Origin of the sequence: Staphylococcus caeli (assembly GCF_900097965.1) — a bacterium.
GTDB classification, from domain to species: Bacteria; Bacillota; Bacilli; order Staphylococcales; family Staphylococcaceae; genus Staphylococcus; species Staphylococcus caeli.
This window is the reverse complement of record NZ_FMPG01000004.1, coordinates 57,177-74,194: the sequence shown is the minus strand read 5'-3', so window position 1 is coordinate 74,194 and position 17,018 is coordinate 57,177. Positions and strand designations below refer to the sequence as shown.

The following is a 17,018-nucleotide window of genomic DNA, read 5'->3' as shown; positions in this document are numbered from 1 at the left end:
ATTAAATTAAATTTTAGAAAGTAGGCATTTAAAAATGGAAACATTATTCTCAGGTATCCAGCCTAGTGGTATTCCAACGATTGGAAACTATATTGGTGCTTTGAAACAATTTGGTGAAGTTCAAGATGATTACAATTGTTTCTTCTGTATCGTTGATCAACATGCAATTACAGTACCACAAGATAGACTAAAGCTTCGCAAACAAACGAGACAACTTGCCGCAATATATCTTGCTTCAGGTATCGATCCAGAAAAATCTACACTCTTTATCCAGTCGGAGGTACCGGCCCATGTGCAAGCAAGCTGGATGTTAACAACAATTACATCTATTGGCGAACTAGAACGCATGACTCAATTTAAAGACAAAGCCACGAAACAAACTGAAGGTGTACCAGCCGGATTATTAACATATCCACCATTAATGGCAGCAGATATCGTTATTTATAATACGAATATTGTACCTGTAGGCGATGATCAAAAACAACATTTAGAGTTAACACGTAACTTAGTCGACCGCTTCAATTCACGTTTTAACGATATTTTAGTTAAGCCAGAAATTCGTATGCCAAAAGTTGGCGGACGTGTTATGAGTCTTCAAGACCCAACTCGAAAAATGAGTAAGAGTGATGATAACCAAAAAAACTTCATATCATTATTAGATCAACCAAGCGTTGCAGCTAAGAAAATTAAAAGTGCTGTAACAGATTCTGATGGTATTATTAAATTTGATCGTGAACAAAAACCAGGAATTTCAAATTTACTTTCTATATATTCTAGTTTAACTGATGAGTCTATTGACTCACTAGAAGAAAAGTACAAAGAGTCAAATTATGGTGTTTTCAAAGCGGATTTAGCAGAAATTGTAAAAAATTTCTTAACAGAATTCCAAGAAAAATATGAATACTATTTTAATTCAGAAGAACTGGATACTATTTTAGATAACGGCAGAGATAAAGCACAACAAGTCTCTTATAAAACATTGAAAAAAATGGAAAAAGCAATGGGCCTTGGCCGTAAAAGATAATATAGTAAATCAACCTCATATCAAAAAGCACACCCTTATGGATGTGCTTTTTTGATGTCTTAAAACATATGCATTTAATTCATTACTTTTTCTTTTCACCAGTTTTAGGATCAATATCCTTATCAATTTCTACATGTTTAAGTGACGTATCTCCACCAATTTGGTGATAAACCAAACCTTTAACTTGCGGATTTGTTAAATGTGCTTCACCTTTTTGGTAAATTGGCGCAACAGGTGCTTCTTTTAACATGAGTTCTTCAGCTTTTTTCATTGTTGCATTACGCTCTTCAGGTTTTTTCAATAATTTTCCATTAGCGTCTTTAACTAATTTATCGTATTCTTTATTGCCCCATCCTGTGTTATTAGAAGTATTACCTGTAGTCATAATACTCAAGAATGTTAAAGGATCAGGATAGTCAGGACCCCAACCAGATAATGACGCTTCAAATGTTTCAGCATGTTCTTGATTAATTCTTTGTTTAAATGGTAATTGTTTAATTTTCAAAGTTACACCTGGCAAGTTACTTTCAACTTGAGATTTAATATACTCTGCTGAAATTTTCGCGTCTGGTGTATCTTCGGTATTCATAGTAAACGTTATGTTCTTTTTGCCTAAATCTTTTTTAGCTTTTTCTAAATGTTTCTTCGCAGCCTTTGGATTATAGCTTAACGGTGAATCGATTGTATCTGCAAAATCTTTACCATCCGGTGTCTTGGCTGTTAATTTTGCTGTAAAGCCATCTGTGGCTTCCGACCCATTATTTTTAACTGCATTTACATAGCCCTCTTTATCAATGGCTTGTGAAATTGCTAGTCTTAAGTCTTTATTTTTAAACTCTGGAACATTGTTTCTATTCAATTTAATATAAAATGTACTAGCCAATAAGCGTTTCTTCAATCCCGGATTATCTTTATACTTATCAACTTGGTCAGCTGTGATTGTAGTATCATCTACTGAACCAGTATAGTAAAGTGATGCTCCAGCTTGTTGGTCTTTTAAAACTTTGTAATTCACTCGATCTAAATGTACATGTTTTTTATCCCAATAATCTTTGTTTTTAACTAATTGCAGTTTATCTTCAACTTGCCATTTTTCTAATTTAAATGGTCCATTAAACACTGTTTTATCAGCAGTTGTACCATATTGTTCGCCTGCTTTTTTAACTACCTTTTCGTTCTGTGGCATAAATGAACCGAATGCGAACATTTCATTAATATATGGAATTGGTTTTGTCAATTCAACTTTTAAAGTATGGTCATCAATTGCTTTTACGCCCAATTCATCCACTTTCTTTTTACCCATATTAATGGCTTCTGCATTTTTCAGGTCATACATGATATAAGCGTATTCAGATGCTGTATCTGGATTAACCACACGTTTCCATGCATATTCAAAATCATGTGCAGTTACCGGATCACCATTTGACCATTTTGCATCTTTACGCAATTTTATCGTTAACGTTTTACCGCCATTACTTTCTTTTGGCATTTCTTTGGCTACACCTGGTTGTGCCTTATCATTTTTATCCAATGTATATAAACCTTCATAGATTTGATTATACAAATCAAATGACACAGTATCTGTTGCCAATGCAGAATCTAGTGTTGAAATATCTTGTGGTAACACTTTTCTAAAAACTTGCCCTTTATCAGAATAAACGCCTTCAGCATTTCCACACCCTGCCAATACTACAGATAATGCGATTAATATCATAAATAATTTGAATTTGTTCATTGTAATCCCCCTTTCCCCTTTTATACTGTTGTTTCTTGTATTTGCGCTTTTAAAGTTTCTGCCTCTTCATCTGTAGTAAAGACATAATGATTCGGTCGAATTTCATGTAACGTACGCTGATCATTATTCGCTTCATCTTCTTCAAAAATCGTTCTCTTTCTTACTCTTTCACTTTCTGGGTCTGGTTGAGGCACCGCAGAAAGTAAAGATTTAGTATACGGATGCATTGGATGATTATATATCTCATCAGAACTACCGATTTCAACAATTTTTCCAAAATGCATCACTGCAATTCGATCCGAAATGTATTTAACCATAGAAAGATCATGGGCGATGAATAAAAATGTAATGCCGCGCTCTTTTTGTAATTTTAATAATAAATTAACGACCTGTGCTTGAATGGAAACATCTAGGGCTGAAATAGGTTCATCCGCTATAATAAATTCTGGTTCAACTGCTAATGCTCGTGCAATACCAATACGTTGACGTTGACCGCCCGAGAATTCGTGCGGATAACGATTGGCATGTTCCTTACTTAAACCAACAGTCTCTAATAAATCATAGACACGCTTCTTACGGTCTTTAACGCCAGAGGACAGTTTATGAATATCAATACCTTCTGCAACAATATCCATTACCTTCAATCTAGGATTCAAAGATGCATACGGGTCTTGAAAGATCATTTGAATTTTCTTATTAAATTTAAGTGAGTCTTTACGGTTTTTAATTTTTTGAATATCTATACCTTCATATAAGATTTCACCATCTGTAATATCATTTAATTTGATAATTGCTTTGCCTGTTGTTGATTTACCACATCCTGATTCTCCAACAAGTCCAAATGTTTCACCTTTAAAGACGTCGAACGAAATATTTTCAATCGCTCTTACTTCATTTCGTTTACCTTCATTAAAATATTGCTTAAGGTTCTTCACCTGTAATAATAGCTCTTTATGATTCTCCATCGAACGACACCCTTTCTACTTGTTGTGGCTTAGCGTAATTATTCGGCATGTTACGCAAACGTTTTTTAACCATCTCTGGTGGCTCAACATGCGGTGCACGTTCATCTAGTAACCATGATTTTACAAAATGTGTTGGTGAAACTTGATACCATGGTGGCGGCGTTTTAAAGTCAATATCTAAAGCATACTGACTTCGTTCAGCAAAAGAGTCACCTTTTGGCGGATGTAATAAATCTGGCGGTGTTCCTGGAATAGCTAATAATTCCGTATCTGTTCCTGTTGTTAAGTCTGGCATCGAAGATAATAATCCCCATGTATATGGATGTTTGGGATCATAGAATATTTCATCTACATCTCCAGTTTCTACCATTTGACCACCATACATAACTGCAACTCTATCAGCAATATTGGCTACCACACCTAAATCATGTGTAATAAAAATGATAGAAGTACTAATCTTTGCTTGTAATTCTTTCATTAATTCTAAGATTTGAGCTTGCATCGTTACATCTAATGCTGTCGTCGGTTCATCTGCAATCAACACTTTTGGTTCACATGCTAATGCTGTTGCAATAACAATTCTTTGGCGCTGTCCACCTGAGAATTGGTGTGGATATGCATTGAATCTTTTTTCAGCATTTGGTAAACCAACTAAATTAAGTATCTCTAACGCTCTTTTTTTAGCATCAGCTTTATTGTAATTCTTATGTTTCATTAGTGGTTCCATAACTTGTTTTCCAATTTTCATCGTAGGATTTAAAGATGTCATTGGATCTTGGAAAATCATTGAAATGTCTCTACCACGTAATTTAATCAATTCTTGTTCTGATTTTTGAGCTAAATCATCACCTAAGAAGTTAATTTTACCTTTTTTAATTCGCCCTGCATCACCTTGGAATAACTTGGTGATTGCTTTCGTCGTTACTGATTTACCTGAACCAGATTCCCCAACAATCGCAAGTGTTTCCCCTTTATTAATAAAAAAGTCTACACCTCTAACCGCCTGCACTTCCCCTGCGTCAATGTCAAAGGAAACATGCAAATTACTTACTTCTAATACTCTTTCTGACATAATGTTGCCCCCTTTAATTATCTACGCATTTTCGGATCGAATGCATCGCGTAATCCATCACTAAATAGATAGAAGAATAAGATTAATAAACTTAATACTAATGCAGGTATAAATAGTTCATGTGGATGTATTAATAACATCGCTCTACCTTCGTTTACTAAAGAACCTAATGACGTTCTAGGTGCTGGTACACCTATTCCAATAAAGCTTAAGAAAGCCTCGAAGAATATCGCATTTGGTACTGTAAACATTGAAGTTACTACGATAACACCTAATGTATTAGGTAAAATATGTTTAAAGATTAGTTTAGATTTTGATGCACCTAATGTTTTTGAAGCTAATACAAATTCTTGGTTTTTTAATTTTAAAAATTCACCACGAACAACACGACTCATACCAATCCAACCAGTAATTGTCATAGCTAATATAATCGTCCAAATAGATGGTTCGAAGATTAAAACGAATAAGATTACGACAATCAAAGTAGGAATAGACGCGACGATTTCAATAATACGTTGCATCACATTATCAATCCGTCCACCAAAGAAGCCGGAGATGGCACCATAAACGACCCCTATGAAAATATCTAATAAAGCCGCAACCACACCGATAAAGAGCGATACTTGCGCGCCTTGCCATGTTCTTGACCACAAATCTCTACCTAATTGATCGGTACCAAACCAAAAATTCTCTTTCACGCCTGCCTCTTTATAGGCATCAACACCTTGCGCCCCTTCACCATCGAACGGTAGGAATGGTACCTGATCTAACACAGGTATCTTCGCTGGTAAATTACGTCTTTCTACATCTTGTTCCGCATAGTCATGTGAACTTAATAAAGGTCCTATTAAAGCTAACAATATAATAATAATAAGCCCTATCATCCCAACAACTGCAAGCTTGTTACGTTTCAACTGTGCCCATGCATCTTGCCAGAAATTCTTACTTTCTCTTTGCATCTCAGGTTCTTTTTCTAAATCATTCTTACTGCGAATAAAATCAGACGCTGGTATTGCTTCTGAGGTATGTGTCATTACTGCATTTGAATGGTCATCATTGAATTTTACATCTTTTTTATCAGCCATTATTTTTTACCTCCTTGTACACGAATACGTGGATCAATCAAACCATATAGAATATCTACAAGGAATATAGAAACGATAAATAGTGTACTGAATAAAATAGTTGTTGCCATGATAACTGGGAAATCATTTGTAGTGATAGAACGTACGAACTGGTCCCCTAATCCTGGCACACCAAATATATTTTCAATGGTTAATGTCCCTGTTAAAATACTTGCTAACATCGGTACAATAATTGTTATAACAGGAATCAAAGCATTTCTAAGTGCATGACCAAAGAGTACGCGCATCGTTGAATTCCCTTTTGCACGTGCTAACAGAATATAATCTGAACTTAATACTTCTATCATTTCTGCTCTTATGTATCTTGCTACAGTAGCCAATACTGCTGCAGACAATGCTAAAGATGGCAACACTGCTGTTGATATCCCTTCCCATCCAGCAACTGGAAACCATTGTAATCTAACTGAAAATACATATTGTAACAATACCGCTAATACAAATGATGGTACTGAAACAGCTATAACTGATATTACTGTCGCACTGTAATCAACCCAGGTGTTTTGCCGCACTGCTGCAATGACTCCTAATATGAGTCCTATAATGACACCAATCACCATTGCTGTTAAACCCATTTCTAGTGATGGAATCAGCCTTGGCTTAATTAAATCCCATACAGGTTGGTTATCATATTGGAATGAGTTACCAAAATCCCCCGTAACAACATTCTTTAAATAACTTGCATACTGTACAGGTACAGGATCATTCAACCCATATTTCTCATTTAAAATTTGCTTTTGTTCTTCATTTAATTTTTCATCATTAAATGGCGAACCAGGCATTAACTTCATTAAGAAAAATGTGATTGAAATAATAATGAATAGTGATAAAAACATATACCCTAAACGTTTCAATACGTACTTAAGCATATTTCATCCCCCTTTATTTTCAGAATAAACATTCCCTTCTAAATATTCAGAAATATTTAATAACATTATACGTTTACTTCTTATTTTAATCAATATTGTTTTGCTTTACTTTATTAAAGGAAAAAATTTTTTAAATATTTCCATCTCTTTAAAAGCGTTGGTACAAAAGATTTTATAACTATTTTTATTCATTTATTAGTTATTTTAAGTTACAATAAATATATTAATTAAAGGAGGCCATTTATTTGAAAAAAACAATTCACGTGTTGCTTTGGTTTGTATTCACACCATTACTCACTTTAATATTTTGGCTCTTCACAACACACACACTTGTTCAGTATATTAATATTATTTTTTACATAGCTATTACATTAACTATTTTGAGCTTTATTATTCTTATTGTTCAAGAGGGTGTATTAGATCCAACAAGTTATGGATTTAGAAGATTAAAATATCAACTTACAAATAAAAAGCATAAAGATGCTTTAGAAAATGATGAATTTTTTAAGCCGACACAAGTGAAGAAAACACACTATTTTGTTTCAACTTGGGTTGTCACTGCATTTTATACTAATATTTTTTATGTATTATTATCCATCGTTATATCATTTCTAATATAAAAAGGGAGTGGGACAGAAACTTACTTTTCTAAAAAAGTTTCGTTGTCCCACCCCGGCAAGGATGACTAGGATTGAAAAAAGCTTGATATAAGCGCATTTTCAATTCAGTCATCTACTGCCCAATTGGAAAAATAACCTGAGACATCTATTTATGTCCCAGGCTCTTTTTTGAGTTCACTTCAATATTTGGATTTCGGAAAAGTGCGTAATACAATAAAGCAAAGCCTAATAAAACAATCACTGCAACGTATACAGACATCATCCACGGTAAAATAAATGCTCCTATAATCAGCCCAAATCGCGCTAAAATATTCCCACCGTAAAATGAAATCATTCCAAATGTGTTGTACGTACTCCGCTTATCGTCTGGAATCATTAGAAAACGCTGTGCATTTTGAATTGGAGAATAAATCAACTCACCTATTGTAGCTACCATTGAGAACAAACATAAAATCCAAAATGATGTTGCAGACATTAATATACTATATCCGAGTGTATAGAGAATAATTCCTATGATAAAAGCAATTCGCTTTGAGGTTGCATCTACAATTCTATTTACAGTAAACGTGAGCGTTGCTACGACTAATGTATTCACAATCATGATAATTGAAAACATTCTCACACCATCAACATAAAAACCAAGGATATAAATGGGTTCAAATGCTTCTTTCAATCTTACTACGACGTACGAATTCAAACTTAATTCAGCCATAATAACCATCATAAAGCCTATATTCAGTAACATATAATGCTTATCTTTAATAACGGTGTGATAACTCTCTATAAAATGTTTGAGTTTTGAAGTAAGATCTTCCTTTTTATTTATAACTTGCTCTACATCGTAGTACTTTTCAAATAAATACCAACTTAACAGCATTGCAAGGAAAAATAATATAAACAACAAATGCTTATGTCCGATATACAATAATGCACCTAATAACATGCCTATTGCAGTAGCAATATTAAATATCCAATAATTTAATTGATACACATATTCCCGAACATCTTCGTATATCGCATCCATAATCGCAGCTTCAAATATCGGTTCACTTGCAGCAAATAATAATTCAAATATGAATACGGTTATACAAAAAATGACTAAACCTAAACCATCCATTGTCACAGTAATACTAAGAATAATTAAACATATTGCATATAATCCATGAACATAATTAACGACTTTCTTCCTATTATAATTATCACCAATGTATCCACCTATGAAAGACACTACAAAACCTACAATTATATTAGCTATGAGAAAAGTACCTGCAAATATCGCATTGACTTTACTTGTTAAGTATAATGCCATAAACGGTAAAATCGCTTGACTCGCAATAATTAAGATGAATTCAGCAATGATTCTAGTTTGCAATGTTGTTGATAATGTAAAAAATCGTTTCATCTTAATCACCCCTATCTTAATTCCAATAATTTACATTATACACTATTTGTGTTTCTAAAATAGACATTTTACAAAAAATTAATTTTAAACTCTTAACAGCTTTTATTTATTTAGCAACTCAAATGTTACTTAATAATTGCAAAAAAAGGAACGCAACTAAAACCAAAAATTTAATCTTTGATTTCATCGTTCCGTTCCCTACATTATTTACATATTAAATTGATTTAAATCCTTAGTCAGCAAACTTTTTCAATACTAATACTGCATTGTGTCCACCGAAACCTAAACTGTTGCTCATTGCATACGTGATATCTAAATCTTCTGCTTGGTTTGGTACAATGTCCAAATCACACTCTGGATCTGGTGTATTCGCATGAATCGTTGGTGCAATACGGCTATCTCTAATAGAAAGTGCAGAGAAGATTGCCTCTAAGCCACCAGTTGCTCCAAGTAAGTGTCCTGTCATTGATTTTGTCGAGCTTACTTTTAATGTTGCTGCAGCATCGCCGAATGTATTTTTAATAGCTTGAATTTCAGTTAAATCACCGACTGGAGTACTTGTACCATGCGCATTTAAATATTGCACATCTTTCGCTTCGATTCCAGCATCATCTAAAGCGGCTTGCATAGCACGTGAACCGCCTTCACCTTCTGGAGCTGGCGCAGTGATATGATAAGCGTCTCCTGTTGAGCCATAACCTACTACTTCTGCATAAATTTGCGCACCACGTGCCTTGGCAGATTCTAATGATTCTAATACGACTATACCTGCACCCTCACCCATAACAAAACCATCACGGCCTTCTTGGAATGGGCGACATGCTGTTTCTTTATCTTCATTTGTTGATAATGCACGACTCGCACTGAAACCTGCTAATGCCATATGCGTGATTGGTGCTTCAGAACCACCTGTAATCATCGCATCTGCATCACCGCGTTGAATGATTTTAAATGCTTCACCAATAGAATTCGTACCCGTTGCACATGCAGTGACTGTTGACCCGTTTGGTCCTTTTGCACCTAAATCAATTGAAACTTGACCTGTTGCCATATCAGGAATCAACATAGGTACAAAGAAAGGACTCACACGTCTAGGACCACGGTTTAATAATTGGCTATGAGAAATTTCAAATGTTTCCATGCCACCAATACCTGAACCAATCCATACGCCAACACGATCTGCTGTCTTATCGTTAATTTCAAGTTTAGCATCATTTACTGCTTCTCTAGCAGCAACTACAGCATATTGAGTAAAGCGATCCATACGGCGCGCTTCTTTTTTAGGTATATGATTTTCTATATCGAAATCTTTTAATTCTCCAGCTAAATGTACATTATAATCTGTTGTATCTATACGTGTAATAGCATCAATTCCGCTTACACCTTTTAAAGCGTTATCCCATGTGGATTTTGCATCATTGCCTATAGGTGATAATGCACCAATCCCTGTAATAACAACACGTTGTTCTTTACTCATAAATTTATCCTCCTATTTTCCCCATCTTAGTGTGATAGCGCCCCAAGTTAAACCGCCACCGAAGCCAACTAATACTAAGACATCATCATCTTTAATCCTACCATTTTCTAATTCTTGAGCAATACTTAACGGAATAGAAGCTGCAGATGTATTACCAAAACGGTCAACTGAAACACTCATTTTTTCTTTTGGAATACCTAAGCGTTCTCTTGCAGATTCCATTATTCTAATATTTGCTTGATGCGGTACAAACATATCTACATCATCAGCCGTTAAATTTGCTTTAGCTACTGCATTATTAGATGCTTCACCCATAATTCTTACCGCAAATTTAAAGACTTCTCGACCATTCATAAATATTTTTCCATTTTCTGGATTTAAGTATAAATGTTTTGCACCTGAGCCATCAGATCCTAATTCATAACTTAAGATACCGCGACCTTCAGATACTTCACTAATCACAACAGCACCTGCACCATCACCGAATAAAATCGCTGTGGAACGATCTGTGAAATCTGTGATTTTAGATAATTTATCTACACCGACCACTAAAACATTTTTATAGTCACCTGATTGCACAAATTGTTTTGCGTTAATCATTGAATACATAAAACCACTACATGCTGCTAATTGATCGACGGAAGCAACTTTGCCTATGCCTAATCTATCTTGTAATATATTTGCAACTGATGGGAAAGGATAATCTCCAGTTGATGTTGCAACAATAATCATATCGATTTCTGAAGCTTCAATGCCTGCATCTTCAATTGCTTTCAAACTTGCTTGATATGCCATATCAGATGTTTCTTCATCTTCTCTTGCCCATCTACGTTCTTTAATACCAGTCATTTGAGAAATCCATTCATCTGATGTTTCTAAAAATGATTCAAAATAGGTATTTTCTACAACTCTTTCAGGTGCATATGCACCAAAACCTTTAATACCCACGTCCATGGTTGTACACCTTCTTAATTTTAATTTTAATACCAGGTATTAATTTAACATAATACACATTTCAAATACAAGAACTACACCTATTTTTATAGATGATTTATCACAAGTTATTATAAATTAAATAGCATATAATCACAAAGTATAAGGGTAACTCTCACTTCTGTACTATACAAATGACAATTTATTATTTATAATGAATGTATATATTTTGATATTGGAGGCATTACATAATGAAATACCTCGCAGTTTTATTTTGGTCTATTGTCTTATTACAAATGATTAATTTCGTGCTAAATAGCCTAGATGGTGGCGGTGCACTTAATTTCGTAACACCTATTGTAGTCGCTGTAATCATAACAATCGCTGTTTTATTGCTAGATGCGATTATCAAGCCTAAAAACAGTGACACGAAAGAACAACATTAATATGAATCATTTCTAATACAAATTGACTGCTAATCAAGACTTCAAAGCCTTGGTTAGCAGTTTTTTTGTGGCATAATAAGAAAGCAGTTATACAACTTTTTCTATAAACTGTTATTTATTATTCACAAAATTTGCTTATATCAAACTATTTTAGCTTATATATTTTAATTATAAATGGTAATGTTAGTCACTGACTTCATCTCCGCGAGATGCACGACCTAAATGCTACATTCCTAGGGTAGCACTGTATGATATGAGTACATAAAAACACCCAACAAAGTTCTACTTTGTTGGGCATTGTTAAATTTATTACTATATATAACTACTGACATTAATATCATTTATTATATTGTTTCAGGCTCGTGCGTCTCAAACGTCAAACCATCCTCGGATAAATCAATATCAATAGTCGTACCTTCTGGTAAATTTTCTTTAATCATTTTACGTGCAAGTGGTGTCTCAATCTGTCTTTGAACAAAACGTTTCAATGGTCTAGCACCAAATTGTGGTTCATATGCTTCTTCGCCTAACCAATTTTTAGCTTGATCAGAAACATTGATAGAAATACGTTGACCCATCAATCTAATATTTAATTCTGTTAAAATTTTATCAACGATATGACTCATGTCATTGATTGTTAATGGTTTGAAGAGCACAATATCATCCATACGATTGATAATTTCTGGTTTGAAGTATTGATTCAAGCTTGTCATAACTGCTTTTTCAGTTTCTTCGGTAATGACGCCCGCATCTTTCACGTTTTCTAGTAATATTTGTGAACCGATATTACTTGTCATAATGATGATAGTATTTTTAAAGTCTACTTCTCTACCTTTTGAATCTGTTAAACGTCCTTCCTCTAAGATTTGAAGTAACACATTGAATACGTCTGAATGTGCTTTTTCAATTTCATCTAACAGAATGACAGAATAAGGATTTCTGCGAACTGCTTCCGTTAATTGACCACCTTCATCATGGCCGACATAGCCTGGAGGTGCACCGATTAAACGTGAGACGGAATGTTTTTCCATGTATTCACTCATATCTATACGAATCATGTGTTTTTCTGAATCGAAAAGTGTAGAGGCTAATGATTTGGCTAATTCTGTTTTACCTACACCTGTTGGACCTAAGAATAAAAAGCTACCGATTGGTCTATTTGGATCTTTGATACCTGCACGTGCTCTTACAACAGCATCTGACACTAAATCAACGGCTTTATCTTGTCCAACTACACGTTCGTGTAATATATCAGATAGGTTTAATAATTTTTCTCTTTCTGTCTCGACGAGTTTAGAAACTGGGATACCTGTCCATGAACTTACGATGTCACCAATTTCCTCATCAGAAACAATTTCACGGATAATACGGTCATTATCTCCATTTTGTTCGTTTTGGAAAGCATCTTCAAGATCCCGCAGTTCTTTTTCTAATTCTGGAATTTTACCATGTTGTAATTCTGCTGCTCTTTCCAAGTTATAATTATTTTCTGCATCTTCAAGCGCTTTTCTACTTTCATCTAACTCTGTACGTTTCTCTTGTAGTTTCGCAATTTTTTCTTTTTCTGCTTCTACACGTGATTGAATTGCGCTTTGTTTTTCTTTCTCATTCGATAATTCTTGTTGTAACTCTTGTAAGCGTTGTTTACTTGCATTATCAGATTCATTCTTTAATGCACTTTCTTCAATTTCCAACTGCATAACACGGCGATTCACTTGATCTAATTCAGTTGGATTGGATCCCATTTCTGTTCGGATCGTTGCGCAAGCTTGGTCAACTAGGTCAATTGCTTTATCAGGTAAAAATCTATCAGTGATATAGCGATCAGATAATTCGGCAGCAGCAACGAGTGCTTTATCTTGTATGCGTACGCCATGATATACTTCATAGCGTTCTTTTAGACCACGTAAAATTGAAATGGTATCTTCAACATCAGGTTCAGATACATTTACTTTTTGGAAACGACGTTCTAATGCAGAGTCTTTTTCAATATATTCTCTGTATTCATTTAATGTTGTCGCACCAATACAGTGTAATTCACCACGAGCAAGCATCGGTTTCAACATATTGCCTGCATCCATTGCACCTTCTGTTTTACCAGCACCTACTAGCATGTGAATTTCATCTATAAATAAAATAATTCTACCATCTGAATCTTTCACTTCTTTAAGTACCGCTTTTAATCGTTCTTCAAATTCACCACGATATTTCGCACCTGCTACAAGTGCACTTAAGTCTAATTCAAAAATAGTTTTATCTAATAATGATTCTGGTACATCTTTACGGACAATTCGTTGCGCAAGTCCTTCTACGATGGCTGTTTTACCTACACCAGGCTCCCCAATTAAAACTGGGTTGTTTTTGGTTTTTCTACTCAAAATTCTCACTGTATTTCGAATCTCTTCGTCTCTTCCGATCACAGGATCCATGTTTCCTTGACGGACTTCTTCTACTAAATCTCTACCATATTTTTCTAAAGCTTCATAATTTGCTTCTGGATTTTGTGTCGTCACATGATTTCCCCCTCTAATTTTTTTAATAATTTCTACGATAATTTCCTTCTTATTATCGACATACTGTTGTGTAATCTCGTCTACATCCATTGCAGCCAAAATGATATGTTCCATCGAAACATATTCATCTTCATACGTTTTCATATACTGCTCTGCTTTGTTGAATAATTCATTTGCTTTTTGACTTATATATTGTCCATATTGAACGTTATCGCCTTGAACAGTTGGATAACTTTGCAATTTTGTTTCATATGATTGATTGAGTGAAGTTGTATCAATATTTGCTCTTTCTAATACACTATTGAATAGGCTTTCACTTTCTTCTAATGATGCTTTTAGTATTGCTTCAATTTCAATATTTTGATTTTCATATGTTTTAGCAAGTTCTACCGCTTTTTGCAATGCGCTTTGAACTGCATAGGTCATTTGATTAATATCCAAAATGATTCACCTCACCATTTAGTCTTTGATCAAAATAAAGTAAGTTTGACTTTGACTTTCTTTGACCTTAATTAAATTATAGTACTTTCTTCTCGACTTTTCAACTCATATGATTATACTTTTTCAATTAATTTTATAATGTCAAAAGACTTATATAATCATGTTTTGCCCTTATTTTTAAAATGTTAAACAGTTAAAACAAATAAGCGTAGAATAGAAACCTAACTTATCTAAATAGTTTTTGTCATTTCACCTACCAGCTAAGGATACCTAAAATCAAACAAGAAGCTGAGACATCTACGCTTGTCCCAGCTTCTCAACTTCATGAATCATCTATGAATGCTCTTTTTTAGGAGCAATATGTTTTATAATTTCATCACTCAATGCACGTACACCCGATGGTTCTAAGTGTATCCCATCTGGTGCGAAATATTCGCTGTGACCTTCTGAACGTTTATACCAATCTACTAATGTAACATTCTCATGTTTTTTAGCTGCATCTGCCATAAGTTGATTCACATGACTTTCATAACTTCTTGGTACACGTGTATTTACAAGATAAATATTAGCTTTTCCAAATTTACTAATTAATTCCTCTAATTGCGCTTCTGAGAAATCACCGTTTGTACCTAACTCTAGAATAACTTGACTAGATTTATTGTTGTATTGCTTATATTTTTGATCAACAAGTGGTGCAGCTTCATATAAATTGCGTCCAACTTTACCATCAATATTTGCATTAGGTACTTGCTCTTTAAAGGTTTCACCAATATCCACCATGACAGAGTCCCCAATAAGTAAAGGTTTAAGGTCCGTATAAACCTCATTTTTCTTATCTTTTTTAAAATCAGATTTACCTAAGAAATTAACATCATCCACAGGAATAGGACGTACAAGATACTTGTCGATTTCATTAGTGTTATAAGATGATTGCTGATTCGGCTGATTTGTGCCAAATTTATCAAAAGCCCCAGCAAATATAAATAATGTAGGAACAGTAATCAACATTAAAGTAACAGTTCTTATGAAAGGTGCTTTTTTGAAACGATTTAAACTAAATGCTTTCAATCCTTGTTTTCTAAATGGTGTTTCTATATATCTATATGATATTTCCGAAAATACAACTGTGAAAATAATGTCAATGGCATATACATATATCGGCATTTGCCCATCCACAAAGTAAGAATGGATGAAGCTTATAACTGGAAAATGCCACAAATATAAACTATATGAGCGTTTACCTATATATATAAATAGTGCATTACCTAGCATTTTAGCGAAATAACCTGACGGATGTACTGCACTCATGATAACAAATAATGTTATACCAGAAATAAGGTAAAACCCGCCATTGTATATCCAATCACTATTGTCATCTACTTTAATGAATAACAATAATAATATTATCATTCCAAATCCACCCATGCTATCTATAATCGTTCTTAACGCTTTGTTTGGATTTTCTTTCAATTTAAACGGAGGCCAAATAAATGCTAGTATGACACCTAGTAACATTGTTTGAAGTCTCGTATCCGTTCCAAAATACACACGAGAATGATGCATATGTGGCTGTGCTATATAAATCATAAATGCTAATGAAATCAGCGATACAATCCAAAAAATCAGCGATATATTGCGATATTTTTTTACCGTTAATAATAACACGACAATGACTATTGGAAAACATATGTAAAATTGTTCTTCTATTGCTAAAGACCATAGATGTTTTAGTGGCATGAATGCAAATTGTTCAAAATAATTGACATCAGTAGCGATGTACCACCAATTGGATACATAGAAAATCGCTGCAAATGCATCTTGCTTAATACTTATTATCTGTTCAGGTTTAAAAATGAGCGTTGTCAATGTTACAGTAAATACTAATACAAACACTGCTGGTATCAAGCGTTTAAATCGACGTAACCAAAATGCTTTCAAATCGATGGCACCATTGGATTCAAATTCGTACAGTAATAAACTTGTGATTAAATAACCAGAAATCACAAAGAAAGTATCCACACCAAGAAAACCTCCAGATAACCACTGTTTGTTTAAATGGTAAATAATGATACCAATGACGGCAATGGCTCTCAGTCCATCTAAACCAGGCATGTAACGTGTTTGATGCTTTAACTGATTTGTCCTATTTAATTTACTTTTCATTGCTCATCATACTTTCATCCCCAATTAAATTGCTCGCGCTATTATTTTATGTACCAAGCTATTGTAATGCTTTTGTAACAAAACTGCAATTATTTTAATGATTTGCACCATAAATATTTTTATTATATTAATATCCTGTTTTAAAAACTTCATTTTATTCAAAAAAAAACTAATCTAATATCTTTAATGAAGAAATTAGACTAGTTTTATTATTTT

At 33.9% G+C, this 17,018-nt stretch carries 13 protein-coding genes; 3 read left to right on the top strand and 10 right to left on the bottom strand.

Annotated elements, in window-relative coordinates:
- The first annotated feature begins 34 nt into the window (after positions 1–34).
- Positions 35–1,024, top strand: coding sequence for a tryptophan--tRNA ligase (gene trpS, locus BJS11_RS06440; protein ID WP_069994926.1), 990 nt, complete (start codon positions 35–37; stop codon positions 1,022–1,024).
- An 82-nt stretch (positions 1,025–1,106) separates the two neighbouring features.
- Here the strand turns inward: trpS and BJS11_RS06435 are convergent, their stop codons facing one another.
- From BJS11_RS06435 to opp3b, 5 genes are read right to left on the bottom strand one after another with little or no spacing between them, the layout of a single operon-like run.
- Positions 1,107–2,759, bottom strand: coding sequence for a peptide ABC transporter substrate-binding protein (locus tag BJS11_RS06435; protein ID WP_069994927.1), 1,653 nt, complete (start codon positions 2,757–2,759; stop codon positions 1,107–1,109).
- A 20-nt stretch (positions 2,760–2,779) separates the two neighbouring features.
- Complete coding sequence (locus tag BJS11_RS06430; protein ID WP_069994928.1) at positions 2,780–3,724, bottom strand: ABC transporter ATP-binding protein; 945 nt, start codon at positions 3,722–3,724, stop codon at positions 2,780–2,782.
- Complete coding sequence (locus BJS11_RS06425; RefSeq protein ID WP_069994929.1) at positions 3,711–4,796, bottom strand: ABC transporter ATP-binding protein; 1,086 nt, start codon at positions 4,794–4,796, stop codon at positions 3,711–3,713. The genes BJS11_RS06430 and BJS11_RS06425 overlap by 14 nt, the downstream gene beginning before the upstream one ends.
- A gap of 17 nt (positions 4,797–4,813) precedes the next feature.
- A complete protein-coding gene (gene opp3C, locus BJS11_RS06420; RefSeq protein WP_069994930.1) occupies positions 4,814–5,881 on the bottom strand; it encodes an oligopeptide ABC transporter permease in 1,068 nt (355 codons plus the stop codon).
- Positions 5,881–6,807, bottom strand: a complete 927-nt coding sequence (gene opp3b / locus BJS11_RS06415; protein WP_069994931.1) for an oligopeptide ABC transporter permease — start codon at positions 6,805–6,807, stop codon at positions 5,881–5,883. The genes opp3C and opp3b overlap by 1 nt, the downstream gene beginning before the upstream one ends.
- 245 nt (positions 6,808–7,052) lie before the next feature.
- Between opp3b and BJS11_RS06410 the strand changes: the two genes are divergently transcribed.
- A complete protein-coding gene (locus BJS11_RS06410) occupies positions 7,053–7,427 on the top strand; it encodes a DUF3899 domain-containing protein (RefSeq protein WP_069994932.1) in 375 nt (124 codons plus the stop codon).
- A 145-nt stretch (positions 7,428–7,572) separates the two neighbouring features.
- Here the strand turns inward: BJS11_RS06410 and BJS11_RS06405 are convergent, their stop codons facing one another.
- The 3 genes from BJS11_RS06405 to BJS11_RS06395 all read right to left on the bottom strand — a co-directional run bounded on the left by BJS11_RS06405 (position 7,573) and on the right by BJS11_RS06395 (position 11,260).
- Entirely contained in the window at positions 7,573–8,829 is a 1,257-nt protein-coding gene (locus BJS11_RS06405; RefSeq protein ID WP_069994933.1) for an MFS transporter, read from the bottom strand.
- Positions 8,830–9,061: 232 nt separating this feature from the next.
- Positions 9,062–10,306, bottom strand: a complete 1,245-nt coding sequence (gene fabF / locus BJS11_RS06400; protein WP_069994934.1) for a beta-ketoacyl-ACP synthase II — start codon at positions 10,304–10,306, stop codon at positions 9,062–9,064.
- A 12-nt stretch (positions 10,307–10,318) separates the two neighbouring features.
- Positions 10,319–11,260: a beta-ketoacyl-ACP synthase III gene (locus tag BJS11_RS06395; protein WP_069994935.1), complete on the bottom strand. Its 942-nt coding sequence runs from the start codon at positions 11,258–11,260 to the stop codon at positions 10,319–10,321.
- Positions 11,261–11,490: 230 nt separating this feature from the next.
- On the opposite strand from BJS11_RS06395, the gene BJS11_RS06390 reads away from it, so the two are divergent.
- Positions 11,491–11,685 (top strand): YjzD family protein, encoded by a 195-nt coding sequence (locus BJS11_RS06390; RefSeq protein ID WP_069994936.1) that lies wholly within the window; start codon positions 11,491–11,493, stop codon positions 11,683–11,685.
- A 344-nt stretch (positions 11,686–12,029) separates the two neighbouring features.
- On the opposite strand, the gene clpB is transcribed toward BJS11_RS06390, so the two are convergent.
- Together clpB and BJS11_RS06380 are read right to left on the bottom strand one after the other, a co-directional pair.
- Positions 12,030–14,639, bottom strand: a complete 2,610-nt coding sequence (gene clpB / locus BJS11_RS06385; RefSeq protein ID WP_069994937.1) for an ATP-dependent chaperone ClpB — start codon at positions 14,637–14,639, stop codon at positions 12,030–12,032.
- A gap of 333 nt (positions 14,640–14,972) precedes the next feature.
- Positions 14,973–16,802 (bottom strand): acyltransferase family protein, encoded by a 1,830-nt coding sequence (locus tag BJS11_RS06380; protein ID WP_069994938.1) that lies wholly within the window; start codon positions 16,800–16,802, stop codon positions 14,973–14,975.
- Positions 16,803–17,018: the final 216 nt, after the last annotated feature.

Excerpts from the sequence above, each read along its gene's own strand:
- BJS11_RS06430 (WP_069994928.1), bottom strand. The coding sequence starts at position 3,724 with ATGGAGAATCATAAAGAGCTATTATTACAGGTGAAGAACCTTAAGCAA.
- opp3C (WP_069994930.1), bottom strand. The coding sequence starts at position 5,881 with ATGGCTGATAAAAAAGATGTAAAATTCAATGATGACCATTCAAATGCA.
- BJS11_RS06390 (WP_069994936.1), top strand. The coding sequence starts at position 11,491 with ATGAAATACCTCGCAGTTTTATTTTGGTCTATTGTCTTATTACAAATG.
- fabF (WP_069994934.1), bottom strand. The coding sequence starts at position 10,306 with ATGAGTAAAGAACAACGTGTTGTTATTACAGGGATTGGTGCATTATCA.
- trpS (WP_069994926.1), top strand. The coding sequence starts at position 35 with ATGGAAACATTATTCTCAGGTATCCAGCCTAGTGGTATTCCAACGATT.
- BJS11_RS06425 (WP_069994929.1), bottom strand. The coding sequence starts at position 4,796 with ATGTCAGAAAGAGTATTAGAAGTAAGTAATTTGCATGTTTCCTTTGAC.
- BJS11_RS06435 (WP_069994927.1), bottom strand. The coding sequence starts at position 2,759 with ATGAACAAATTCAAATTATTTATGATATTAATCGCATTATCTGTAGTA.
- BJS11_RS06395 (WP_069994935.1), bottom strand. The coding sequence starts at position 11,260 with ATGGACGTGGGTATTAAAGGTTTTGGTGCATATGCACCTGAAAGAGTT.
- opp3b (WP_069994931.1), bottom strand. The coding sequence starts at position 6,807 with ATGCTTAAGTACGTATTGAAACGTTTAGGGTATATGTTTTTATCACTA.
- BJS11_RS06380 (WP_069994938.1), bottom strand. The coding sequence starts at position 16,802 with ATGAAAAGTAAATTAAATAGGACAAATCAGTTAAAGCATCAAACACGT.
- BJS11_RS06405 (WP_069994933.1), bottom strand. The coding sequence starts at position 8,829 with ATGAAACGATTTTTTACATTATCAACAACATTGCAAACTAGAATCATT.